This window comes from Streptomyces sp. NPDC048257 (genome assembly GCF_043201855.1).
Lineage (GTDB): Bacteria > Actinomycetota > Actinomycetes > Streptomycetales > Streptomycetaceae > Streptomyces.
In genome coordinates, this window is the sequence record NZ_JBICZI010000019.1 from 51,410 (window position 1) to 75,756 (window position 24,347).

The window sequence follows — 24,347 nt, forward strand, 5'->3', positions numbered from 1 at the left end:
GGCACGCGCAGAAGGGCCCGGACACCTCGTGTCCGGGCCCTTCCGGCGTGTGCGATCGGTACGCGGCGCGGTGCCCGCAGGTCTGCGCGCCCTCGCGACCGGTCGGTCGCTCCGGGCCGCTCAGACGGTTTGCTGAGCCACCAGTACCAGAGCCGCCACGAGGACCACCATGAGCACGATGAGGGTCACGGGGTTCAGGCCGGAGAAGGGGCCCTCCTGCTGGAGGCGCTCCCGGTTCGCCCGGCACACCGGGCAGCGGCCCTGGCTGACGGGTGCGGCGCAGTTCGCGCACACGAGCCGGTCATATGTCATGCGCTCCTCCTCTCGTCCCCTCGGTCTTCTTGCTGCGTATAACGGCGTGGGGAACCAGACCGTTCCCCCTACCACTGTGCCAGCTTCGACGGCATTCGGCGCGGCCCGTCCGGGCCATCACGATCGGAACCCCCCGGCACCCCGGGATAAATCGGGCAAGTCCGGATGCCGGGTCCACACCCCGCGCCCGTTCGCGTATGGTCACGCACACCTACTCCCGGCGACCGTGGTGCACCCGTGATCCGATTCGACAGCGTCTCCAAGTCCTACCCGAAGCAGAGCCGTCCCGCACTCAGAGAAGTCTCCCTCGACATCGCGAAGGGCGAGTTCGTCTTCCTCGTCGGCTCCTCCGGCTCCGGCAAGTCCACCTTCCTGCGCCTCATCCTGCGCGAGGAGCGGGCGAGCCACGGCCAGGTGCACGTCCTGGGCAAGGACCTCGCCAAGCTCTCCAACTGGAAGGTTCCGCAGATGCGGCGCCAGTTGGGGACCGTGTTCCAGGACTTCCGCCTGCTGCCCAACAAAACGGTGGCCGAGAACGTGGCCTTCGCCCAGGAGGTCATCGGCAAGCCGCGGGGCGAGATCCGCAAGGCCGTCCCGCAGGTCCTCGAACTCGTGGGCCTGGGCGGCAAGGAAGAGCGGATGCCCGGCGAGCTCTCCGGCGGTGAGCAGCAGCGCGTGGCCATCGCCCGCGCCTTCGTCAACCGCCCCGCCCTGCTGATCGCGGACGAGCCCACCGGCAACCTCGACCCGCAGACCTCGGTCGGGATCATGAAGCTGCTGGACCGGATCAACCGGACCGGCACCACAGTGATCATGGCCACACACGACCAGCAGATCGTCGACCAGATGCGCAAGCGCGTCATCGAACTCGAACAGGGCCGACTCGTGCGCGACCAGTCGCGCGGCGTCTACGGCTACCAGCACTGAAAGGTCCCTGAGACGCAATGCGCGCCCAGTTCGTCATGTCGGAGATCGGCGTCGGTCTCCGTCGCAATCTCACCATGACCTTCGCGGTCATCATCTCCGTGGCCCTCTCGCTGGCCCTGTTCGGCGGCTCCATGCTCATGAGCGAGCAGGTGGGCCGGATGAAGGGCTACTGGTACGACAAGGCCAACGTCTCGATCTACCTCTGCAACAAGCAGGACGCCCAGGAGGCCGGCGAGGCCGCCGCCAAGACGGACGGTGCGGCGGGCGGCGCCGGGGGCGTCGCCACCTGCCGCAAGGGCGCCGTCACCGAAGAGCAGAAGAAGCAGATCGAGTCCGAGCTCAAGCAGATGTCCCTGGTGAAGTCCGTCGCCTACGAGTCGGCGGACGAGGCGTACAAGCACTACCAGGAGCAGTACGGCCACACCGCTCTGGCCTCCTCCATCACCCCCGACCAGATGCAGGAGTCCTTCCGGGTCAAGCTCAAGGACCCGGAGAGGTACAAGGTGGTCACCTCCGCCTTCGCCGGCCGTGACGGTGTCCACACCGTCGACGACCAGCGCCAGGCGATCGACGACCTCTTCCGGATCCTCAACTACCTCAACGTCGCGGCCCTCGGCATCATGCTGATCATGCTGATCGTGGCGCTGCTGCTGATCGTCAACACCGTGCGCGTTTCGGCGTTCAGCCGAAGGCGGGAGACGGGGATCATGCGGCTGGTGGGTGCCTCCAGCTTCTACATCCAGGTCCCCTTCATCATGGAGGCCGCCGTCGCCGGCCTCATCGGCGCGCTCTTCGCCTGCGCCATGCTCGTCTCCGGGCAGTACTTCGTGATCGACCACGGCGTCGGCCTGCGGGACAAGATCCAGCTCATCGACTTCATGGGCTGGGGATCGGTGCTGGCCAAGCTGCCGTACGTACTCTTCATCGGCCTCCTGATGCCCTCCGTGGCCGCCTTCATCGCCCTGCGCAAGTACCTGAAGGTGTGACAAGCGCCCCGCGAGCGGTCCGGTCAACCACCCGTACCGGCGCGGGGCTTGTCCTAGACTCGGCGCCATGCCGGGTCTGCCCGCCTTCTGTCTCCGGCCCCGCGACCTGCGTCGCGGGGCCGTTTTGACGTTCGCCTTCCTCACCGCCGTCGGCGCCGGTGCGTACACCGGCTGCTGGGACCGCGAGGAGGGCGCCGCGGCCGCCGCGGCCCTGACGGGCGCCCCCGCGGCCGAGGCCCCGCGCGAGGCGGGCACCGCCGACCGCGACGCGGTGGCCCGCGCCGCCGCCGAGGCCGTCGCCGAGGGGAAGTCCGGGAAGAAGGCGGCCCAGGAGGTCGTCAGCCGCAGCGGCGACCGTTGGGGCACCGTCTACGACCAGGGCGAGTACGCCGCCTTCGCCGAGGGCCTCGACGGCCGCTGGACCGGCGTCGGGGTGTGGGCGGAGCGGGCGGCCGACGGCGCGATCAAGGTCGAGAAGGTCCAGCCCGGCAGCCCCGCGGCCCGGGCCGGGCTGCTGGCCGGGGACCGGCTGCTGAGCGTCGACGGGCACGCCGTGACCGGTCTGGCCGTCGCCGACGTGGTCGCCCTGCTGCGCGGCGAGGCGGGCACCCCCGTCGTGCTGAGCCTGAGCCGGAACGGCGCCGACCTCACCGAGACCGTGCGCCGCGAGCAGCTGCGCACCGAGCCGGTGACCGTGCGCCAGCGCCCGGACGGGGTCACGGTCATCAAGGTGGTCTCCTTCACCCGGGGTTCCGGCGATCGCGTCAGGGCCGCCGTGCGCGCCGCCCCGGCCGGCGCCGGGGTCATGCTCGACCTGCGCGGCAACCCGGGCGGGCTGGTCACCGAGGCGGTCACCGCGGCCTCCGCCTTCCTGGACGGCGGCCTCGTGGCCACGTACGACGTACGCGGCGACCAGCGGGTCCTGTACGCGGCCCCGGGCGGGGACACCACCCGTCCGCTGGTGGCCCTCGTGGACGGCGGCACGATGAGCGCGGCCGAGCTGGTGACGGGCGCCCTTCAGGACCGGGGCCGGGCGGTGGCGGTGGGCAGCCGGACCTTCGGCAAGGGCTCGGTGCAGATGCCGACCGAACTCCCGGACGGTTCGGTGGCCGAGCTGACGGTGGGTACGTACCGCACACCGGCGGGCCGGAGCCTGGACGGCGACGGCATCACCCCGGACGTGCCGGCGGGCGACCGGGTCGAGGAACGGGCCGTCACGGTATTGGGTGGCCTCGGGGTGGGTCCGTAGTGCGAAAATGACCGCACTATGGCTAAGGAAAAAGGGCGCAAGCTGATCGCCCAGAACAAGAAGGCGCGGCACGACTACACGATCATCGACACCTACGAGTGCGGTCTCGTGCTCACGGGTACCGAGGTCAAGTCCATGCGCCAGGGCCGGGCCTCGCTGGTGGACGGCTTCGTGTCGGTGGAGAGCGGGGAGGCCTGGCTCTACAACGTGCACGTGCCGGAGTACAGCCAGGGCACCTGGACCAACCACAGCGCCCGGCGCAAGCGCAAGCTCCTCATGCACCGCGAGGAGATCGACAAGCTGGAGCGCAAGGCGGACGAGTCGGGTCACACGATCGTTCCCCTCGCGCTGTACTTCAAGGACGGCCGCGCGAAGATCGAGATCGCGCTGGCGAAGGGCAAGAAGGAGTACGACAAGCGGCAGACGATGCGGGAGAAGCAGGACACCCGCGAGACGAACCGGACGATCTCGGCGATCCGTCGCAAGCAGCGCGGCACGGTTTAATCACCTGGCACGCGGCGGTCCACTTCGCGTACCATGGCGTCAGCACCGCCCCCCAGGGGTCGGCGCAGCTTGAAAAAACAACATGGGGATGATCGGTTTCGACAGCGGATGTCGATGCAGGGGAAGCGAGCCGAGGAAGCGGCAATGATCTCGCTAACCACATGTCGCAAACAATAATCGCCAACTCCAAGAGCGATAACTCCCGCTTCACCCTCGCTGCCTAATAACAGTGAGCTGAAGCCTCTGTGAGGAGCGTCAGCCCGGAAGTGGTCCCGGTCCGGATCCTGGCGTCAATTAGGGATCTAAACCTCTAGCCCCGGTCACGGGGGTTGGAGGGAAACCAAACAGTGACTGAGCCCGTCGGAGACTTGTCCGTGTGATCTCCGGGGCTGAGAAAAGCGCAGCGGACTGCGCTCGGAGAAGCCCTGCTTCTGCACCGTTGGACGCGGGTTCGATTCCCGCCATCTCCACTCATCCCATGTGGGCAAAGGCCCCGCAGCCTCTCGGCTGCGGGGCCTTCGTCATGCCGGAAGCATCCGCGCGGCGGTTCTGGCGGCGGTCCGGTGAGGAGCACGCTCCGGAGCGGAGTCCCAGCGAGGACACGTGCGTACGCCGATCCCCCACGAGGATGGGCCGCTGATCCCCATGCCCGGATCTCACGCCTGCGGCCCTTCGTGAGGCCGTCGCGAAGATCGCGCCCAGCCGGATTCCCGATCTGACGCAGCACTTCTTCGAGGCCACGACGAGCGCCCAGCAGGCGCAGTCGCTCGCCCCGCTGCGGGCCTTCATCCACTCCTGGGCCGTATTCGTCGAGATCGAACGCCATCCTCGGAGAGCTGCACGCCTCCATGCCCTGGAACGGCTGGTTCAGGAGGGGGCGGCCGATCCCACGCCCGCACTGGCTGAGATCCAGCAGATCCTCGACAAAGCAGAGGCCGAGACCGGCCTGTGAGCGACTGGTCATGGGACTGCAACACTGACGATTCCGCAGCCTCCTGGCCGTCCCCCGGCACGAGTGCGTCTACGTCTGTGGCATCACCTGGTACGAGTGACGGCCTGGACGGTGGCGAGGGCGAGGAGGGCCGCCGCCGCCGGGAGGGCGTAGGCCGGGGTCGGGCCCAGGTGGTCGACCAGGGTGCCGGCCGCCGCCGCGCCCAGGGCGATGCCCGCGAGGATGGCGGTGACGGCCAGGGTCATGCCCTCGTTGAGGCGGCCCTCCGGGGTCAGGGCGTGGACCCGGGACATCGCGGTCACCATCGCCGGAGCCGTGGCCATGCCCGCCAGGAGCAGGGCGCAGGCCAGCGGGAGGAGCGAGCCCGTGCTCGCCGCGAGCCACGGCAGGGTCATCGCGGCGGCCATGGCGACCAGGCAGGTCCGCAGACCCCGCGGGCGCAGGGTCCCGTAGAGGAGGCCCGCCGCGCAGGAGCCCGCCGCCTGGAGGGCCAGGACCGGGCCGGAGGCGGCGCCCAGGCCCAGGGCGCCGAGGTGGGCGATCGAGGCGATCTCCATCGAGCCGAACACCACGCCGGTGGCCAGGAAGAGGGGCAGCAGCGGGCTCAGCGCGCGCAGCGGGGAGCCGCGCCGGGGGCCCGCCGTCGGCGGGTGCTGGGTGGAGCGGCAGGAGGTGAAGACCAGCATGCCGGTCAGCAGCAGGACGGCCGCGGTGAGGGTCCCGGCCTCGGGGAGGACGACCGAGCAGAGGAAGGCCGCCAGGACCGGGCCGAGCATGTAGCAGAGCTCGTCGGCGGCCTGCTCGAAGGACATCGCGGTGTGGTGCGCGCCCGGGGAGTCGCGCAGCAGGTGCGTCCAGCGGGCGCGGGACATGCCGCCGATGTTGGGGGTGGTGGCGGTCGCGGCGTACGAGGCGAAGAGGGTCCAGGCGGGTGCCCCGGTACGGACGCACACGATCAGGGACAGCGAGCCGAGGACCGCGATCAGGGTGGCCGGGACGGCGATCCGGGCCTGCCCGTGACGGTCGATCAGCCGGGCGGTCCACGGGGCGACCAGCGCGGTGGCGGCCATGCCGGTCGCCGTGACCGCGCCGGCCAGGGCGTACGAGCCGCGCTGCCCGGCGATCATCATGACCGCGCTGACCCCGAGCATGCCCATGGGGAGGCGGGCGATGAGGTTCCCGGCGGTGAAGGCGCGGGCGCCGGGCAGGGCGAACAGGCGGCGGTAGGCGGCCAGCGGGCCCCGGGGGGTGCGGGGCTCCCGGCCGGCGGGGGAAGTGCGGGCGGGGGCGGGCGGGGCGGCGAGGACGAGGGTGTTGCCGGTGACGGCCATGAGGGGCATGACCCCCACCCTCGGCCGGGACCGGGCGAGGCGTCCAACACCTGTTCGCAGGCCATTCACGCCGATCCGTTGTTAGTCTCCGGGCATGATGCTCCGTGATGTGGACCCCCGGCTGCTGCGCGGGTTCGTCGCCGTGGCCGAGGAGCTGCACTTCACCCGCGCCGCCGCCCGGCTGTACGTCGCCCAGCAGGCGCTGAGCCGGGACGTACGGCGGCTTGAGGAGACCCTCGGCACCGCGCTGTTCGTCCGTACGACCCGCGCCGTCGAGCCCACCCCCGACGGGGAGCGGCTGCTGCCCCTGGCCCGGCGGGTGCTGGCCGCGCACGAAGCGCTCACCGCCGCCTTCGCCGCGCCCCGGGCGCTGCTCGTCGACCTGAACACCGACGGGCCGAGCACCGCGCGCACCGTGCTGGAGCGCGCCCGCGAACTGGCCCCGGACTGCGAGCTGATGGCCCGCTGGGAGAGCGGGCTGACGTACGCCGCCGCCGAGGTCGCCGCCGGGCGCCTCGACGTGTCCTTCGGGTACGCCGACGGGCTGGACCCGGTGTTGCGGTCCCGGATCGCGCACCGGCCCGTACGGTACGAGCCGCTCGCCGTGCTGCTGCCCGACGGGCACCCGCTGGCCGCGCTGTCGGCCGTACCGCTGGAGGCGCTGGCGGGGGAGACCGTGTACGCGGGCGCCGGGAACCCGCGGACGCCGGAGTGGACGGGCCTGGCGCGCGAGCTGTTCGCCGGACGGGGGATCCTGATGGCGCCGCCCGCCCCGGTGGCCGTGGGCAAGGACGAGTTCCGCCGGGTCATGGCCAAGACCGGCAATCCGGTGCTCGTGACCGTCGACTTCGTCGACATGCCCGGCTCTGTGAAGCGGCCGCTGGTCGACCCGGTCCCGCTGTCCCCGCTGTCGATGGTGTGGCGCAAGGGTTTCGGCCACCCGGGCCTCGAAGCGCTGCAACGGGCCGCGGCCGGGCTCAGCGCCGACCGCGGCTGGCTGGACGTACCCCCGGCGAGCTGGCGTCCGGCCGCGCTCACAGGTGTCCCCGGCGCCGGGTGAGAGCAAGGTTTCCCGGCGGTCATCCGGCGGGGACCGGGGCGGAAACGCGCCGTTCCTACGGTCGTTCCACGGACGCGACAGCTGTGGAGGCGTGTGATGACCGGTACGACCGCACCGCGCAAGGGGGGCCGCTGGATCGAGCAGTGGGATCCCGAGGACGAGACCTTCTGGAAGGAGACGGGGGAGCGGACCGCCCGCCGCAACCTCGTCTACTCCGTGTTCTCCGAGCACATCGGGTTCTCCATCTGGTCGCTCTGGTCCGTGATGGTCCTCTTCATGGGACCGGCGTACGGGATCGACCCGGCCGGGAAGTTCTTCCTCATCGCGACCGCGACCCTGGTCGGCGCGATCGTCCGGGTGCCGTACACCTTCGCCGTGGCCCGCTTCGGCGGCCGGAACTGGACCGTCTTCAGCGCGCTGCTGCTGCTCGCGCCGACGGTCGCCGCGGTCGTGGTGATGGAGCCCGGGACCTCGTACGGGACCTTCCTGCTCGTCGCCGCCCTCACCGGCGTGGGCGGCGGCAACTTCGCCTCCTCGATGACCAACATCAACGCCTTCTTCCCGCTGCGCAAGAAGGGCTGGGCGCTCGGCCTGAACGCCGGCGGCGGCAACATCGGCGTACCCGTGGTGCAGCTGGCCGGGCTGCTGGTCATCGCGACCGCCGGCGCCTCCCATCCGCGGTACCTGATGGGCGCCTACATCCCGCTGATCGTGATCGCGGCCGTCCTGGCGGCCGTACGCATGGACAACCTGGCCCCCGTGCGCAACGACACCGGCGCGGTCCGCGAGGCGGTCAAGGACGCGCACACCTGGATCATGGCGTTCCTGTACATCGGGACGTTCGGGTCCTTCATCGGGTACAGCTTCGCCTTCGGGCTGGTGCTGCAGACCCAGTTCGGCCGCACCCCGCTCCAGGCCGCCTCGCTGACCTTCATGGGACCGCTGCTCGGGTCGCTGATCAGGCCGGTGGGCGGGGCGCTGGCGGACCGGTTCGGCGGGGCGCGGATCACCCTGGGGACCTTCGTGGCGATGGCGGCGGCGACCGGAGTGGTCGTGTTCGCCTCGCAGCGGTCCTCACTGCCCGTCTTCCTCGTGGGGTTCGTGGCCCTCTTCGTCCTCAGCGGCCTCGGCAACGGATCGACGTACAAGATGATCCCGGGCATCTTCCAGGCGAAGGCGCTCGCCCGCGGCATGAGCGGCGAGGGCGCGGCCGCGTACGGGCGACGGCTCTCCGGCGCCTCGATGGGACTCATCGGAGCGGTCGGCGCGCTCGGCGGCCTGGGCATCAACCTGGTCTTCCGGGAGGCGTTCCGCACCTCCGGCTCCGGAACCGCGGCCTTCGTCACCTTCCTCGGCTTCTACGCCCTGTGCTGCGCGGTGACCTGGGCGGTATACCTTCGCCGCCCGGCCACCCCGGTGATCCACACGGTCGGGGTCGAGACGAAACCCCAGCTCACGTCGGTGTAACCGGCGCGAAATACGGGTGAACCGAGTCCGACACGACGGGTTGGCAGGCTCGGTGCACCCGTACCGCCCCCGCATGCGTCACTAGGCAGGTCACGATGGACGACACGAACACAGGCCCGCTCGCGGGCTTCACCGTCGGGGTCACGGCCGCCCGGCGGGCGGACGAGCTCATCGCGCTGCTGCGGCGGCGCGGAGCCGCGGTGCTGCACGCGCCGGCGCTGCGGATCGTGCCGCTCGCCGACGACAGCGAGCTGCTGGCCGCGACGAAGGAACTGATCGGCTGCGCTCCGGACGTGGTGGTGGCCACCACCGCCATCGGCTTCCGCGGGTGGATCGAGGCGGCCGACGGGTGGGGCGTCGGCGAGGACCTGCTGGAACGGCTGCGGGCCGCCGAACTGCTGGCGCGCGGACCGAAGGTGAAGGGCGCGATCCGGGCCGCCGGGCTCAAGGAGACCTGGTCCCCGGACTCGGAATCGCTCGCCGAGGTACTGGAACGGCTGCTGACGGCCGGCGTGGCCGGGCGGCGGATCGCACTCCAGCTGCACGGCGAGCCGCTGCCGGGCTTCGTCGAGGCGCTGCGGGAGGGCGGGGCCGAGGTGGTGGTGGTCCCCGTCTACCGGTGGATGGCGCCGGAGGACCTCGGGCCGCTGGACCGGCTGCTGGACGCGATGATCGGCGGATCGGTCGACGCCGTCAGCTTCACCTCGGCGCCGGCGGCGGCCTCGCTGCTGTCCCGGGCCGAGGAGCGGGGGCTGCGGGACGCCGTGCTGGACGCGCTGCGCGGCAGGCTGCTGTCCGCGTGCGTCGGGCCGGTGACCGCGCTGCCGCTGCAGGCGCACGGCGTGGACACGGTGCAGCCGGAGCGCTTCCGGCTGGGCCCGCTGGTGCAGTTGCTCTGCCGGGAGCTGCCCGGCCGGGCCCGGGTGCTGCCGGTGGCCGGGCACCGGGTGGAGATCCGGGGACACGCGGTCCTGGTGGACGCGCAGCTGAGGCCCGTACCGCCGGCCGGAATGGCCCTGCTGCGGGCGCTGGCGCGGCGGCCGGGATGGGTGGTGTCCCGCGCGGACCTGCTGCGGGCGCTGCCGGGCGCGGGGCGCGACGAGCACGCGGTGGAGACGGCGATGGCCCGCCTCCGGGTGGCGCTCGGAGCCCCGAACCTGATCCAGACGGTGGTCAAGCGCGGGTACCGGCTCTCGCTGGACGCGGGCGGGGAGGCCAAGTACGGGGAGCTTCCCGCCGACGCGGTGACGGCCAGGGGGGTCCTCGGCTAGCGTGCCGGGATGATCATTGACGGGGTTGAGATGAGGGGCGTCGCGCTCGGCGACGCCGCCGGGCTGGCCGAGGCGTTCACCCGGAACCGGGCGTTCATGGCGCACGTCGAGCCGGTCCGCCAGGACGCCTACTACACGGAGGCCGGCCAGCGGGAGCGGCTCGAGGGCGTGCTCGCGGAACGGGACGCGGGGCGGATCGTCCCGTACGTGTTCGTCGAGACGGCCACCGGTGCGCCCGTCGGCGCGATCAACCTCGGCTCGATCACGTACGGGCCGCTGTGCAGCGGCGGCGTCGGCTACTGGGTCGACCCCGCCTGGCACGGCAGGGGGCTGGCCACCGCGGGCGTGGCGGAGGTCTGCCGGGTCGCCCGCGAGGAGCTGGGCCTGCACCGCGTGACGGCGGGCACCCTGGTCGACAACCTGGCCTCGCAGCGGGTGCTGGCGAAGGCGGGCTTCGAGCAGTTCGGACTCGCGCCGCGCTACCTTCACATCAACGGCGCCTGGCGCGACCACCGCCTCTTCCAGCGCCTCCTCCACGACGACCCTCCGGGATCCGGCCCCGCAGGCGTTTGAGGAGCGGGGTCTGGGGCCCGCGCCTCGAACGCCGGCGGGGCCGAACGTGCCGGCGGGGCCGGATTCGGCCGGCGTCAGCCCGAAGGTGCGCGCAGCGCGGGCAGAGGTCCGTGCAACGCAAGCACGGGCCCACCGGTTCGGGGGCTTCCCCAGCAGGCGGCGGACGGGCAGTCTGGTACGGCACCCCACGACGGGAGGCTGACGGCATGCGGTTCGATTCCGGGCGGATCTGCCTGGACCTGGTGGCCACCTTCACCCCCCACGAGGGGATCCCGGACGGTGACGAGCTGCGGCTGTGGCTCGCCGGGGCCGGGCTGGTACCCGACCGGACGCCGCTCGCCCGGGTGGGACCCGACTGGGCCGCGGCCTTCCGGTCCCTGCGCGCCGACGTGGAAACCCTCGTACGGGCGGAGCTGCTCGGCACCGATCCCGACGAGAACGCCCTCGCCCGGGTCAACGCCCTGGCCGCCGGACCACCCCCGGGCCTGTGTGCCGTACGGGACCAGGAAGGCCACCTCGTACGGGAGTTGTGCGGTGGCGTGGAGTGCGGCGCGCTGCTCGCGGCCGTCGCCCGGGACGCCGTCGAGCTGCTGACCGACCCCGGCGACCGGGCCCTGCTGCGGGCCTGCGAGGGCGACGGCTGCACCCGGGTCTACCTGGACAACTCCCGCGGCCACCGGCGCCGCTGGTGCTCCAGCGAGCGCTGCGGCAACCGCGAGCGCGTCGCCCGGCACCGCCGCCGGGCCCTGGCGGCCGGGGCCGGGTAGGAAGGCGTACCACTCCGCGTACCCCCGCGTACCAACCCGCGAGACCGGTTCCGGAACGGGCGTGCGGACAGGGGGCCGATTCGCGTACCTTTGACGGTCGCCCATGCACGTCAGAAGGGGGCCTTGGTGGCCGCGCAGAATGCCGCTGTCGACAGCACGGCGGATTCCGTCCGCGATCGGGAGATCGCGGTCGAGCAGACGCATCTCGACCAGGTGTACCGACGCCTTGAGGAGAAGATCCACGAGGCCGAGTTCCTCATGAACGACGCCGCCCAGCGCGGCCAGGTGGGTACGCCCGGCGCACTCGCCGAGCGCGACGCGCAGGTCTTCCGGGCGGGCATCCACCTGAACCGGCTGAACAGCGAGTTCGAGGACTTCCTCTTCGGCCGCATCGACCTGGTGCTCGGCAAGGACGGGGAGCGCGGCGCGGACGGCGCGTACTCCTCCGTCGAGCCCGCCGACGACGCGATTCGCGAGGACCTCACCGCCGACATCGCCGAGACGCTGCACATCGGCCGCATCGGAGTCCTGGACTCCGACTACGCGCCGCTGGTCATCGACTGGCGCGCCCCGGCCGCGGCGCCGTTCTACCGCTCCACGCCCAAGGAGCCCGGCCGCGTCGTGCGCCGCCGCGTCATCCGGTCCAAGGGCCGCAAGGTGCTCGGCGTCGAGGACGACCTGATGCGTCCGGAGGTCACCGCCTTCCTGGACGGCCGGGAGCTCCCCGCCATCGGCGACGGCGCCCTCATGGCCGCTCTCGGGCGGGCCCGTACGCACTCCATGCGCGACATCGTCTCCTCGATCCAGGCCGAGCAGGACCTGGTCATCCGGGCGCCCGCCGCCTCCGTCGCCGAGGTCGCGGGCGGCCCCGGCACCGGCAAGACCGCCGTCGCCCTGCACCGCGCCGCCTACCTGCTGTACCAGGACCGGCGCCGCTACTCCGGCGGCATCCTGATCGTCTCGCCGACCCCGCTGCTCGTCGCGTACACCGAGGGCGTGCTGCCCTCGCTCGGTGAGGAGGGCCAGGTGGCCATCCGGGCCCTCGGCTCGCTCGTCGACGGCGCGGAGGCCACCACCTACGACACCCCTGCCGTGGCCCGGATCAAGGGCTCCTCCCGGATGCTCAAGGTGCTCCGCAAGGCCGTACGCGGCGCACTGGAGCTCGGCGGCGCCCCCGACCGGCTGCGCGTGGTGGCCTTCGGCCGCCGCCAGGAGCTGGAGGCCGACGAGCTGAACCGGATCCGGCAGAACGTGCTCAGCGGCACCGCCCCCGTCAACCTGCTGCGCCCGCGCGCCCGCAAGCTGCTGCTCGACGCCCTGTACGCGAAGTCCGGCGGCGCCGGCCGGCACAGCGACCCGGAGCTGGCCGCCGAGCTGCGCTCCGCCTTCGACGAGGACATCTCCACCGAGGACGCCTTCATCGGCTTCCTCAACGCCTGGTGGCCCGAGCTGACCCCGCGCACGGTGCTCGCCGCGCTCGCCGACGAGCGCCACCTCGGCCGCTGGTCGCGCCGGGACCTCAACCCGCGCGAGAGCCGCCAGCTGGCCCGCTCGCTGCGCCGGGTGGGCCCGGACGGCAAGGGCCCCCTGTCGGTGCACGACGTGGCGCTGCTGGACGAGCTCCAGCAGCTGCTCGGCGCGCCCGCGCGGCCCAAGCGCCGGCGGGAGATGGACCCCCTCGACCAGCTCAGCGGGCTGGAGGAGCTGATGCCGACCCGCGAGGAGACCCAGTGGGAGCGGGCCGAGCGGCTCGCGGCGGAGCGCACCGAGTACGCGCACGTCATCGTGGACGAGGCCCAGGACCTGACGCCGATGCAGTGGCGGATGGTGGGCCGCCGGGGCCGGCACGGCACCTGGACGGTGGTCGGCGACCCGGCGCAGTCCTCCTGGACGGACCCGCAGGAGGCGGCCGCGGCCCGCGACGAGGCCCTGGGCAGCCGCCCGCGCCGGCGGTTCACCCTGACCGTCAACTACCGCAACCCGGCGGAGGTCGCCGAGGTCGCGTCCCGGGTGCTGCGCCTGGCGATGCCCGGCATGGAGCCGCCGACCGCGGTGCGTTCCACGGGCCTGGAGCCCCGTTTCACGGCCGCCGCGGGCGATCTGGGCACCGCGGTCCGGGAGGAGACCCGGCGGCTGCTGGAGCAGGTGGACGGCACGGTCGGCGTGGTCGTGGCGATGGACCGGCGCGCGGAGGCCGCGGGCTGGCTGGCCGACCTCGGCGAGCGGGCGGTGGCGCTGGGCAGTCTGGAGGCCAAGGGCCTGGAGTACGACGCCACGGTGGTCGTCTCCCCGGCGGAGATCGCGGACGAGTCCCCGGCGGGCCTGCGGGTGCTGTACGTGGCGCTGACGCGCGCGACGCAGCAGCTGACGGTGGTCTCCGCAGACCGGGACAAGCCGGACGCCGACGGGGTGCCGGAGCTGCTGCTGCCGTAGCCGCGGCGGGGCGGGGACGGCCCGGCGGTGGCGGTTCATCGCCGGGGTCCCGGCCCGCTCAGGGCCTCGTACGGCCGGATGGTCCGCGGCCATGAGCGTGGTGCTCGGAACCGAGTGCGAGCAGGGGGATCACATTCGGCGATCCTTTGTTAGCCTGGGTACGGCACCGACTCGATCCAAGCCCCCGGGCCCAACCTTCGTCGCTTAGAGCGACCACTTGCCGCGAGGCGAGCATGGCGGGTCGGTGTCATAGACGTACGAATCACCAGGTCCGCGCCCTCCACTCAGTGGGGGGCGCGGACCTGTTTTGTATGACCCCACCATTCCGAACGCCCCTGATATCTCGTATGGTGGAAGAGTCTTTCCGAAATTTGTAGCTGGTTACCTTGTACTGGCTGGTAGGTGGGACGATCGGACAACAGGTCCTGCCGCACCTGCTGTGCAGCAGGGCTCTGTGTGTGACAGCGAACCAGGGACAGAAGAGGAACACGGCCATGGCAACGGCGCCCAGCGTCTCGTATTCGATGACGGTCCGTCTGGAAGTGCCCGCGAGCGGAACCGCGGTCTCCCAGCTCACCACCGCCGTGGAGTCCTCCGGCGGATCGGTCACCGGCCTCGACGTGACCGCATCCGGCCACGAGAAGCTCCGGATCGACGTCACGATCGCCGCGACCTCCACCGCGCACGCGGACGAGATCGTCGAGAAGCTGCGCGGCATCGAGGGCGTCAGCCTCGGCAAGGTCTCCGACCGCACCTTCCTGATGCACCTCGGCGGCAAGATCGAGATGGCGTCCAAGCACCCCATCCGCAACCGTGACGACCTCTCGATGATCTACACCCCGGGCGTGGCCCGCGTGTGCATGGCGATCGCCGAGAACCCCGAGGACGCGCGCCGCCTCACCATCAAGCGCAACTCCGTCGCAGTCGTGACGGACGGCTCCGCCGTGCTGGGCCTCGGCAACATCGGCCCGATGGCCGCGCTGCCCGTCATGGAGGGCAAGGCGGCCCTCTTCAAGCGCTTCGCCGGCATCGACGCATGGCCGATCTGCCTCGACACCCAGGACACCGACGAGATCGTCGCGATCGTCAAGGCCATCGCCCCCGGCTTCGCCGGCATCAACCTGGAGGACATCTCCGCGCCGCGCTGCTTCGAGATCGAGGCCCGGCTGCGCGAGGCCCTCGACATCCCCGTCTTCCACGACGACCAGCACGGCACCGCGATCGTCGTGCTCGCGGCCCTCACCAACGCACTGCGCGTGGTGGGCAAGGCAGTTGGCGACGTCAAGGTCGTCATGTCGGGCGCCGGCGCGGCCGGTACCGCCATCCTCAAGCTGCTCCTCGCGGCGGGCGTCAAGAACGCGGTCAGTGCCGACATCCACGGCGTCGTGCACGCGGGCCGCCCCGACCTCGTCGACGCGGCCGCCGACTCCCCGCTGCGCTGGATCGCCGACAACACCAACCCCGAGGGCTACACGGGCACCCTGAAGGAAGCCGTGGTCGGCGCCGACGTGTTCATCGGCGTCTCGGCCCCGAACGTACTGTCCGGCGAGGACGTCGCCGCCATGGCGGAAGGCGCGATCGTGTTCGCGCTCGCGAACCCGGACCCCGAGGTGGACCCGGCCGTCGCCCGCCAGACCGCCGCCGTGGTCGCCACCGGCCGCTCCGACTTCCCCAACCAGATCAACAACGTGCTGGTCTTCCCGGGTGTCTTCCGCGGTCTGCTGGACGCTCAGTCCCGCACCGTGAACACGGACATGATGCTGGCCGCCGCGAGCGCCCTGGCGGACGTCGTGGGCGAGGACGAGCTGAACGCCAACTACATCATCCCGTCGGTGTTCAACGACAAGGTGGCGGGTGCGGTCGCGGGCGCCGTCCGCAAGGCCGCCTCGGGGTCCTGAACCCTGCTGTGACGGCCCTCACGGCACTCCGCTCCCGGCGCGTCGCGAGATGCGGGCCCGACGGGCCGCCTCTAGTGTTGCGGGGATGCCCGCGAGGTCCGCGGTCCGCAGCGGCGTGTGAGCGAGGGCGTGGACGGAGCGTCACCGCGGCGTGACTGTGGCGCTTTTCGTGTGACCCCGACGGGTGCCGGATTGGCTTTCCCGCCGCTGGTGGGGGCAGGATGCGTAACCGGGCGAGAGGGTCTGACGTTCAGACCCGGGTCCGGGGACTGTCCTAGGGCCCTGGCAGCATCGGCTTCGATCTCACGCCTCTAAGGCAAGTTGAACACGGGAGTACAACATGAACCGCAGTGAGCTGGTGGCCGCTCTGTCCGAGCGCGCCGAGGTGACCCGCAAGGACGCCGACGCCGTTCTGGCCGCGCTCGCCGAGACCGTTGGCGAGATTGTCGCCAAGGGCGACGAGAAGGTCACCATCCCCGGCTTCCTGACCTTCGAGCGCACCCACCGTGCCGCTCGCACCGCGCGCAACCCGCAGACCGGCGACCCCATCCAGATCCCGGCCGGCTACAGCGTGAAGGTCTCCGCGGGCTCCAAGCTCAAGGAAGCCGCCAAGGGCAAGTAGTCCGCCCCGGCGCCGAAGGCCGCACCGGCCTTTGGAACGGCAGCAGTACGCAGAACGACGATGGGCGGTCACCCCCGGGCGGGGTGGCCGCCCTTCGGCTTGTCCGGAGCCCGGGCCGGAGCCGGAGCCGGATACGGAGCCGGATACGGGCCGGAGCCGGATACGGGCCGGACGCGGGCGGGCGGTACGCGGGCGCGGCGCGCACCGGTGGCCCCGGCGGGCCCCGGCGGCCCTGGCAGGCCCTGTGAGGGGCCGTCAGGGCCCTGTGAGGGGCCCCGGTATGCCCCTGGCATGCCCCACCGGGCCGCGGGCGGCCACGGGAAAGCCCCCCGGGCCCTGTGCGGGGCCCGGGGGGCTTCTTGCCTACGCGAGGCGCGGTACGGCGCGTACGGCTCAGACGAGCTCGCCGCCCGGCAGCTCGACCTTCGCGCCGAGTTCCACGAGCTTCTCCATGAAGTTCTCGTAGCCGCGGTTGATCAGGTCGATGCCGTGGACCCGCGAGGTGCCCTCGGCGGCCAGCGCCGCGATCAGGTACGAGAACCCGCCGCGCAGGTCCGGGATGACCAGGTCGGCGCCCTGCAGCTTGGTGGGGCCGGAGACGACCGCCGAGTGCAGGAAGTTGCGCTGGCCGAAGCGGCAGGCCGAGCCGCCCAGGCACTCGCGGTACAGCTGGATGTGAGCACCCATCTGGTTGAGCGCCGAGGTGAAGCCGAGCCGGGACTCGTAGACCGTCTCGTGGACGATCGAGAGGCCGGAGGCCTGCGTCAGCGCCACGACGAGCGGCTGCTGCCAGTCGGTCTGGAAGCCGGGGTGTACGTCGGTCTCCAGCGCGATGGCGTTGAGCGGGCCGCCCGGGTGCCAGAAGCGGATGCCGTCGTCGTCGATCTCGAACGCCCCGCCGACGCGGCGGAAGGTGTTCAGGAACGTCATCATCGAGCGCTGCTGGGCGCCGCGCACGTAGATGTTGCCGCCGGTGGCGAGGGCCGCGGAAGCCCAGGAGGCGGCTTCCAGGCGGTCCGAAAGCGCCTTGTGGTTGTAGCCGCCGAGGCGGTCGACGCCCGTGATCCGGATGGTCCGGTCGGTGTCGACGGAGATGATCGCGCCCATCTTCTGCAGTACGCAGATGAGGTCCTCGATCTCCGGCTCCACCGCGGCGTTGCTGAGCTCCGTGACGCCCTCGGCCAGGACGGCCGTCAGCAGCACCTGCTCGGTCGAGCCGACCGACGGGTAGGGGAGGCGGATCTTGCAGCCGCGCAGGCGCTGCGGGGCTTCCAGGTACTGGCCGCCCTCGCGCTTCTCGATGGTCGCGCCGAACTGGCGGAGCACGTCGAAGTGGAAGTCGATCGGCCGGCCGCCGATGTCGCAGCCGCCCAGGCCCGGGATGAAGGCGTGGCCGAGGCGGTGCAGCAGGGGGCCGCAGAACAGGATCGGGATGCGGGAGGAGCCCGCGTGGGCGTCGATGTCGGCGACGTTGGCGCTCTCGACGTGAGTGGGGTCGAGCACGAGCTCGCCCGGCTCCTCGCCGGGACGGACCGTCACCCCGTGCAGCTGGAGCAGCCCGCGGACGACGCGCACGTCACGGATGTCGGGAACGTTGCGCAGCCGGCTGGGTTCGCTGCCGAGCAGAGCGGCGACCATGGCCTTGGGCACGAGGTTCTTCGCACCGCGGACACGGATCTCGCCCTCGAGCGGGGTACCGCCGTGGACAAGCAGTACATCGTCACTGATGCCGGTCATGAATCTCGCGTTCCGGAGAGGGGTGGGCAGGGGGCCAGGGAAAAGGGTAAGGGCCACCACCCCCTTGTTCGTAAGGGTGACGTGGCCGTAGGACTGTCATGAATTCGGTACAACACCCTCCGTATCCACCGCATGGCGGAGCGTCGCGTTCCGGCTACGCCGTCCGTGCGCGCTCCTCGCTGCTGCCGTGCGCCCTGAGCTGCGGGCGATCCGATCTCCGCGCCCGCTCCCCGGAAACGGCCGATGTGCGGGATCATGGCGGCATGACCGAGGTGTCCTCCCTCACAGGGCGGCTGCTCGTGGCCACCCCCGCCCTCGCGGACCCGAATTTCGACCGCGCGGTGGTGCTCCTGCTCGACCACGACGAGCAGGGCTCCCTCGGCGTGGTCCTGAACCGGCCGACGCCCGTGGGCGTCGGCGACGTCCTGCTGCCCTGGGCGCCCCTGGCCGGCTCGCCCGGTGTGGTCTTCCAGGGCGGACCCGTGGCGCTGGACTCGGCCCTGGGGCTCGCGGTGATCCCGGGTGAGGAGGGTCCGCTCGGCTGGCGCCGGGTGTACGGGGCGATCGGACTGGTCGACCTGGAGGCGCCGCCGGAGCTGCTGGCCGCGGCCCTGGGCGGCCTGCGGATCTTCGCCGGTTACTCCGGCTGGGGTCCGGGGCAGCTGGAGACGGAGCTCGGCGAGGGCGCCTGGTACGTGGTGGAGTCGGAGCCCGGAGACGTGTCGTTCCCGGATCCGGAGCGGCTCTGGCGGGCGGTGCTGCGCCGCCAGCGGAGCGACCTGGCGATGGTCGCCACCTATCCGGACGACCCGTCGCTCAACTGACGGGCGCGGGGTTAAGTACCCTGGGATCCATGAGCACTCTTGAGCCCGAGCGCGGGACTGGCACGGGGACCCTCGTAGAGCCGACGCCGCAGGTGTCGCACGGTGACGGCGACCACGAGCGCTTCGCCCACTACGTCCAGAAGGACAAGATCATGGCGAGCGCGCTCGACGGGACCCCCGTCGTCGCGCTCTGCGGCAAGGTCTGGGTGCCGGGCCGGGACCCGAAGAAGTACCCGGTCTGCCCCATGTGCAAGGAGATCTACGAGTCCATGGGCCCCGGTGGGGACAAGGACAAGGGCGGCAAGGACAAGTAGTCCGCCCCGGCCTCCTCTCATCTTTCGCGGGACCGAGACCCCCGGCGCGCCACAGCGCGTCCGGGGGTCTTTGCCGTGCCCGCGGCGCGCGTTAGGGTCGGCGCGACGAGCGCCCTGCGGAACGAGCGTTGCGCAGGGCGCAACACGCAGTCGTGAAGGGCTGACGCATGGACTTGATCCCGGTACCCCAGGTCGCACTTCTCGACGAGGACGGGCGCCGCTACGCGTTCGGGCCCGAGCCGGTCCTCGACGCCGGGCCGGGGGCCGGTCCGGTCGCCCGCTGGCTGCGGCGGGAACTGGGAGCGGCCACCGGCTGGGAGCTGCCCGCCGCCGGGGCCGGTGTGACCGCGGAGCTGCGGCTGCGCATCGACCCGGCCGTCGGGGCGGACCGGGGGCCGGAGTCGTACCGCATCGAGATCGGCCCGGAGGGGGCGGAGCTGACGGGCGCGACCGCGGCCGGTCTGTTCTGGTCCGCCCAGACCCTGCGTCAGCTGCTGGGCCCCGACGCGTACCGCAGGGCGCCGCTGCCCGGCCGCACGTGGAGCCTGCCGTACGCCAGTGTCGCGGACGGCCCGCGGTTCGGCTGGCGCGGGATGATGCTGGACGTGGCCCGGCACTTCATGCCCAAGGACGGGGTGCTGCGCTACATCGACCTGCTCGCCGCGCACAAGCTCAACGTCCTGCACCTGCACCTGACCGACGACCAGGGCTGGCGGATCGAGATCAAGCGCTACCCGCGGCTCACCGAGGTCGGCGGGTGGCGGGCGCGCAGCCGGTGGGGCCACCGGGCCTCGCCCCTGTGGAACGAGACCCCGCACGGCGGGTACTACACCCAGGACGACATTCGCGAGATCGTCGCGTACGCGGCCGAGCGGCACGTCAGGGTGGTCCCGGAGATCGACGTACCGGGGCATTCGCAGGCCGCGATCGCCGCGTACCCGGAACTGGGCAACACCGACGTGGTCGACACCGCCGCGCTGGGCGTGTGGGACGACTGGGGCATCACCGAGAACGTGCTCGCGCCGACCGAGGCCGTGCTGCGGTTCTACGAAGGGGTCTTCGAGGAGCTGCTGGAGCTGTTCCCGGCGGAGGTCTCACCTTTCGTGCACGTGGGCGGGGACGAGTGCCCCAAGGCGCAGTGGAAGGCCTCCGCGGTCGCCCAGGAGCGGATCCGCGAGCTGGGCGTGGACGGGGAGGACGGGCTGCAGTCCTGGTTCATCGGGCACTTCGACGGCTGGCTCGCCGAGCGCGGGCGGCGGCTGATCGGCTGGGACGAGATCCTGGAGGGCGGCCTCGCGGACGGCGCCGCCGTGTCCTCGTGGCGCGGCTACGCGGGCGGGATCGCCGCCGCCGAGGCCGGGCACGACGTGGTCATGTGCCCCGAGCAGCAGGTGTACCTGGACCACCGGCAGGCGGACGGCGCGGACGAGCCGATGCCCATCGGGTACGTGCGCTCGCTGGAGGACGTGTACCGCTTTGAACCGGTGCCGCCGAAGCTGTCGGCGCAGGCCGCCTCCCGCGTGCTGGGCGCGCAGGCCAACGTCTGGACCGAGGTGATGGAGAACCAGGACCGGGTGGACTACCAGGTGTTCCCGCGGCTGGCGGCCTTCGCCGAGGTGGTGTGGTCGTGGCAGCCCGCGCCGGAGGAACGCGACTTCGCGTGGTTCGAGGGGCGGATGGCCGCGCACTACGCGCGGTTGGACGCGCAGGGGGTCGATTACCGGCCGCCCGGCGGCCCGTTGCCGCGGCAGCGGCGGCCGGGGGTGGCGGGACGTCCGATCGAGGGCGCGCCCCCGAACGTGTGACACGGGGGTGAGGCACGCAGCGGAACCGAAAGGGAACGGGAGTGGAACTCTGCCTCGATTTCCCTCTATACGGGCAAAAACGGGCAATCGGGGAGGAGGGCTGTCGAAGGCGGTGCGACGGGGCCGTACGGCCCGTACGGGGCACCACGCGCGGCAACCCGGCAGCGGGCGGACCCTCGCGCCGGGCGGCCCGGAACATGTGCCAGAGTTGCCACGTCCCGGCGGTGAGCACGTACCGTACGGCGGACAGGCGTGAGCGCCGGGACCGGGACATCGGGAAGGGGCAGCTGGGTTGACCACGCACGCACCGCACGCACTGGATTCACCTCAGGGGCCGCAGGGCCCGCAGGCGGCGCAGTCCGTGACGCTGCCGGCCTCGCTCGACGAGGCCGTGGCGGCGCTCACCGCCATGCCCGCCGCCGTGCCGGTCGCGGGCGGCACCGACCTGATGGCCGCCGTCAACGCCGGGCTGCTGCGGCCCGCCGCACTGGTGGGCCTGGGCCGGATCAACGAGATCCGCGGCTGGCAGTACCAGGACGGCCACGCGCTGCTCGGCGCGGGCCTCACGCACGCACGGATGGGGCGGCCGGATTTCGCCGCTCTGATCCCCGCGCTGGCAGCCGCGGCCCGCGCCGCCGGCCCCCCGCAGATCCGCAACGCGGGCACCCTCGGCGGGAACATCGCCACCGCCGCGCCCACGGGTGACGCACTGCCCGTGCTGGCCGCGCTGGAGGCCGTACTCGTCATCGTCGGTCCGGGCGGGCAGCGGGAGATCCCGGTGTCCTACCTGCTGGCCGGGCGGGAGATGCTGCGGCCCGGTGAGCTGATCGGATTCGTGCGGGTGCCGCTGCTGCACGCGCCTCAGGTGTTCCTGAAGGCCACGGGCCGTACCGGGCCGGGGCGTGCCGTGGCATCCGTCGGGCTCGTCCTGGATCCCGCGCGCCGGGGCGTGCGCTGTGCCATCGGTGCGGTCGCCCCGATGCCGCTGCGGCCGCTGGAGGCCGAGCAGTGGGTGGCCTCGCTGATCGACTGGGACGGCGAGCGGAGCCTGGCCCCCGAGGCGCTGGAGGCCTTCGGCGAGTACGTCGCGGCCGCCTGCGTGCCCGACCAGGGCGAACCGGTGGCTCCGGGAGTACTGCATCTGCGGCGGACGGTGGCCGTGCTGGCGCGCAGGGCCCTCGGGAGGGCGCTGACCTCATGAGCGAGAACGAGAACGAGAACGTGACCCAGGGGAACGGCACGGCGGGCTGGGGCTGGGAACCGGTCCCGCAGGGCGGCGAGTACGACTCGGACGCCACGGCCTTCGTGAAACTGCCGCAGGACATGCTGGACGCGCTCGGCACCGGGGAGCCGCTCGCGGCGCCCGGGCACGGCTACGTGCCGCCGCCGATGATCGTGCCGCTCGGGTCGGCCAGTACGGATCCGGCGGCCACGGGCACGTGGACGCTCCCGGTGCAGTGGCCGGAGGCGGGCGGCTCGGGCCAGGCCGATCCGGGGTCCGCGACGGGTGCGGGCCAGGGAGCGGGGCACGGCCACGGGGCCGGGTCCGGTTCGGTGGGCGGGCCGATTCCCGCGTCGATCCCGATCCCGGCGTCGGTCGCGGCGGCGTTCGCCGAGGCGGAGCCGGAGCAGTCCGACTCGGGCGCGACGGCCGAGTGGCGGTTCCCGGAGGCGGCGCACGAGCCCGAGGCGGCGGCCACGTCGACCGGGCAGTGGGCCGTGTCCGATTTCGCCGAATCCCCCGAACAGCAGGGTGACTTCCGGCCGGGGGCCTCGCTGGACGCCGACTGGAGCCAGGCCCCGGCGACGCTGCCGGGCGGCGCCCCGGCGCCGTGGGCGTACCTGACACAGCAGCCGGCCGGGGACCCCGGAGCGGATGCCGGTGCCGGCACGGGCGTGCTGCCCGGAACGGACGAGGCAGCGGCGGCTTCGGCCGCCGCCGCGGCGACCGCGCATGCCGCCGGGCGGCTGCTCGGCGGGCCCGGAGTGGGCGCCGCGGGGCGCGGGCCGCGGGTGCTGGGCGGACCCGGTGTGGGCACGCCGCTGCCCGAGGGCGAGCCGGTGCACCAGGCCCCGCACGACATCGAGGCCGCGCACGGCCCGGCGGGGGAGCAGGCCGAGGGCGCCAGGGCCGCCGAGCACGCGGAGCACACGGGGTACGCGGGGTACGCGGAGCAGGGCGGGTACGCGGAGCAGGGCGGGTACGCGGAGCAGGCCGGGTACGCGGAGCAGGCCGGGTACACCGAGCCGGCCGCCGTTGCCGTCACCGCTGCCGCCGAGCAGCAGCCCGTGGCCCCCGGTGACCTGGACCTCTTCGGCGGAGTGCGCGCGCAGCCGCCGGCCGCCGAGTCCGCGCAGCCCGCCGGCACCGACGGGCACGGCTTCACGGCATTCGGCCACGCGCCGGAGCCCGGCCCGGCTGCGGTGCACGAGACCGCGCACGAGGCCGCGCACGAGGGGGCGGCGGAGACGGAGCCGGTCGCTCCGGAGCCCGCCCCGGCGAGCGGCGAGCACGGCCCGGCGGTGTCCGGCCCCGGGGCCGGGGACGAGCCGGCCGCGCAGGAAACCCCGGTCGACCCCACGCCGATCGCGGACACCGCCGACAGCGAGGGTGCACTCCCGGACGAGGGATCCGGCGAAGGTTTCCCGCCCGAGGTGGCGACGTACGAAGAAGAAGCGGACGCCGGGGCCGTCGCCCATCACGAGCACCCGTCGGCTTCCTACGTCCTGCGCGTCAACGGCGCCGACCGGCCCGTCACCGGCGCCTGGATCGGCGAATCCCTCCTCTACGTGCTGCGCGAGCGCCTCGGTCTCGCGGGCGCCAAGGACGGCTGCTCGCAGGGGGAATGCGGCGCCTGCGCCGTGCAGGTCGACGGCCGCCTCGTCGCCTCCTGCCTGGTACCGGCGGCGACGGCCGCCGGCAGCGAGGTCCGTACCGTCGAGGGTCTCGCGACCGGCGGGGAACTCTCCGACGTCCAGCAGGCGTTGTGCAGGTCGGGCGCGGTGCAGTGCGGGTTCTGTGTGCCCGGCATGGCCATGACCATCCACGATCTGCTGGAAGGCAATCACGCCCCCAGCGAGCTGGAGACCCGGCAGGCCCTGTGCGGCAACCTCTGCCGCTGCTCCGGCTACGCGGGGGTCGTCGACGCCGTGCGCGAGGTCGTGGCCGGGCGCGAGGCGGCGGCAGCGGAGCCTGCGGCCCCGGGCGCGGGCTCCGGCTCGGGCGCGGGTGCGGGTGCACCGGAGCCGCGCATCCCGCATCAGGCAGCGCCCGGCGAGGGCGGCATCCACCACGGAGGCACGGCGTGAGCGGGC

20 protein-coding genes and 1 other RNA gene are annotated in these 24,347 nt (G+C 72.6%); 18 read left to right on the top strand and 3 right to left on the bottom strand.

What is annotated here, in order from left to right; all coding sequences use genetic code 11:
- Positions 1 to 120: 120 nt before the first annotated feature.
- On the bottom strand, positions 121 to 312 hold the full coding sequence (locus tag ACGFZK_RS28080; RefSeq protein WP_393851643.1) for a hypothetical protein: 192 nt from the start codon (positions 310 to 312) through the stop codon (positions 121 to 123).
- 237 nt (positions 313 to 549) lie between these two features.
- On the opposite strand from ACGFZK_RS28080, the gene ftsE reads away from it, so the two are divergent.
- The 5 genes from ftsE to ssrA all read left to right on the top strand — a co-directional run bounded on the left by ftsE (position 550) and on the right by ssrA (position 4,451).
- The gene (gene ftsE, locus ACGFZK_RS28085; RefSeq protein ID WP_030011324.1) at positions 550 to 1,239 is read left to right on the top strand and encodes a cell division ATP-binding protein FtsE; all 690 of its coding nucleotides are present in this window, start codon (positions 550 to 552) and stop codon (positions 1,237 to 1,239) included.
- 17 nt (positions 1,240 to 1,256) lie between these two features.
- Positions 1,257 to 2,225: a permease-like cell division protein FtsX gene (gene ftsX / locus ACGFZK_RS28090; RefSeq protein WP_393851644.1), complete on the top strand. Its 969-nt coding sequence runs from the start codon at positions 1,257 to 1,259 to the stop codon at positions 2,223 to 2,225.
- 67 nt (positions 2,226 to 2,292) lie between these two features.
- Complete coding sequence (locus tag ACGFZK_RS28095) at positions 2,293 to 3,474, top strand: S41 family peptidase (protein WP_393851645.1); 1,182 nt, start codon at positions 2,293 to 2,295, stop codon at positions 3,472 to 3,474.
- Between the two features lie 18 nt (positions 3,475 to 3,492).
- Entirely contained in the window at positions 3,493 to 3,978 is a 486-nt protein-coding gene (smpB, locus tag ACGFZK_RS28100) for an SsrA-binding protein SmpB (protein WP_393851646.1), read from the top strand.
- An 84-nt stretch (positions 3,979 to 4,062) separates the two neighbouring features.
- Positions 4,063 to 4,451: a transfer-messenger RNA gene (gene ssrA, locus ACGFZK_RS28105) on the top strand.
- Between the two features lie 562 nt (positions 4,452 to 5,013).
- Here the strand turns inward: ssrA and ACGFZK_RS28110 are convergent.
- Positions 5,014 to 6,261 carry an MFS transporter gene (locus ACGFZK_RS28110; RefSeq protein ID WP_393851716.1) on the bottom strand — a complete coding sequence of 416 codons (1,248 nt, stop codon included), beginning with the start codon at positions 6,259 to 6,261 and terminating at the stop codon, positions 5,014 to 5,016.
- 94 nt (positions 6,262 to 6,355) lie between these two features.
- On the opposite strand from ACGFZK_RS28110, the gene ACGFZK_RS28115 reads away from it, so the two are divergent.
- The 8 genes from ACGFZK_RS28115 to ACGFZK_RS28150 all read left to right on the top strand — a co-directional run bounded on the left by ACGFZK_RS28115 (position 6,356) and on the right by ACGFZK_RS28150 (position 16,352).
- Positions 6,356 to 7,321, top strand: coding sequence for a LysR family transcriptional regulator (locus ACGFZK_RS28115; protein ID WP_393851647.1), 966 nt, complete (start codon positions 6,356 to 6,358; stop codon positions 7,319 to 7,321).
- A gap of 96 nt (positions 7,322 to 7,417) precedes the next feature.
- Positions 7,418 to 8,788 (top strand): nitrate/nitrite transporter, encoded by a 1,371-nt coding sequence (locus ACGFZK_RS28120; protein WP_393851648.1) that lies wholly within the window; start codon positions 7,418 to 7,420, stop codon positions 8,786 to 8,788.
- Positions 8,789 to 8,883: 95 nt separating this feature from the next.
- The gene (locus tag ACGFZK_RS28125) at positions 8,884 to 10,059 is read left to right on the top strand and encodes a uroporphyrinogen-III synthase (protein ID WP_393851649.1); all 1,176 of its coding nucleotides are present in this window, start codon (positions 8,884 to 8,886) and stop codon (positions 10,057 to 10,059) included.
- A 9-nt stretch (positions 10,060 to 10,068) separates the two neighbouring features.
- A complete protein-coding gene (locus tag ACGFZK_RS28130; protein WP_393851650.1) occupies positions 10,069 to 10,632 on the top strand; it encodes a GNAT family N-acetyltransferase in 564 nt (187 codons plus the stop codon).
- Between the two features lie 206 nt (positions 10,633 to 10,838).
- Positions 10,839 to 11,399, top strand: coding sequence for a CGNR zinc finger domain-containing protein (locus ACGFZK_RS28135; protein WP_393851651.1), 561 nt, complete (start codon positions 10,839 to 10,841; stop codon positions 11,397 to 11,399).
- Positions 11,400 to 11,525: 126 nt separating this feature from the next.
- Positions 11,526 to 13,832 (top strand): HelD family protein, encoded by a 2,307-nt coding sequence (locus tag ACGFZK_RS28140; protein ID WP_393851652.1) that lies wholly within the window; start codon positions 11,526 to 11,528, stop codon positions 13,830 to 13,832.
- A 494-nt stretch (positions 13,833 to 14,326) separates the two neighbouring features.
- Positions 14,327 to 15,730: an NAD-dependent malic enzyme gene (locus ACGFZK_RS28145; protein WP_393851653.1), complete on the top strand. Its 1,404-nt coding sequence runs from the start codon at positions 14,327 to 14,329 to the stop codon at positions 15,728 to 15,730.
- 340 nt (positions 15,731 to 16,070) lie between these two features.
- Positions 16,071 to 16,352 carry an HU family DNA-binding protein gene (locus ACGFZK_RS28150; RefSeq protein WP_007264399.1) on the top strand — a complete coding sequence of 94 codons (282 nt, stop codon included), beginning with the start codon at positions 16,071 to 16,073 and terminating at the stop codon, positions 16,350 to 16,352.
- A gap of 393 nt (positions 16,353 to 16,745) precedes the next feature.
- Here ACGFZK_RS28150 and murA read toward each other — a convergent pair whose 3' ends face one another.
- The gene (gene murA / locus ACGFZK_RS28155) at positions 16,746 to 18,089 is read right to left on the bottom strand and encodes a UDP-N-acetylglucosamine 1-carboxyvinyltransferase (RefSeq protein ID WP_393851654.1); all 1,344 of its coding nucleotides are present in this window, start codon (positions 18,087 to 18,089) and stop codon (positions 16,746 to 16,748) included.
- Between the two features lie 263 nt (positions 18,090 to 18,352).
- Between murA and ACGFZK_RS28160 the strand changes: the two genes are divergently transcribed.
- The 5 genes from ACGFZK_RS28160 (at position 18,353) to ACGFZK_RS28180 (ending at position 24,341) form a co-directional block, all read left to right on the top strand.
- Complete coding sequence (locus ACGFZK_RS28160) at positions 18,353 to 18,913, top strand: YqgE/AlgH family protein (protein ID WP_393851655.1); 561 nt, start codon at positions 18,353 to 18,355, stop codon at positions 18,911 to 18,913.
- A 29-nt stretch (positions 18,914 to 18,942) separates the two neighbouring features.
- Entirely contained in the window at positions 18,943 to 19,227 is a 285-nt protein-coding gene (locus tag ACGFZK_RS28165) for a DUF3039 domain-containing protein (RefSeq protein WP_030010729.1), read from the top strand.
- Between the two features lie 167 nt (positions 19,228 to 19,394).
- On the top strand, positions 19,395 to 21,032 hold the full coding sequence (locus ACGFZK_RS28170) for a beta-N-acetylhexosaminidase (protein ID WP_393851656.1): 1,638 nt from the start codon (positions 19,395 to 19,397) through the stop codon (positions 21,030 to 21,032).
- Positions 21,033 to 21,324: 292 nt separating this feature from the next.
- Complete coding sequence (locus tag ACGFZK_RS28175) at positions 21,325 to 22,233, top strand: FAD binding domain-containing protein (RefSeq protein WP_393851657.1); 909 nt, start codon at positions 21,325 to 21,327, stop codon at positions 22,231 to 22,233.
- Positions 22,230 to 24,341 carry a 2Fe-2S iron-sulfur cluster-binding protein gene (locus ACGFZK_RS28180; RefSeq protein WP_393851658.1) on the top strand — a complete coding sequence of 704 codons (2,112 nt, stop codon included), beginning with the start codon at positions 22,230 to 22,232 and terminating at the stop codon, positions 24,339 to 24,341. The genes ACGFZK_RS28175 and ACGFZK_RS28180 overlap by 4 nt, the downstream gene beginning before the upstream one ends.
- Positions 24,342 to 24,347: the final 6 nt, after the last annotated feature.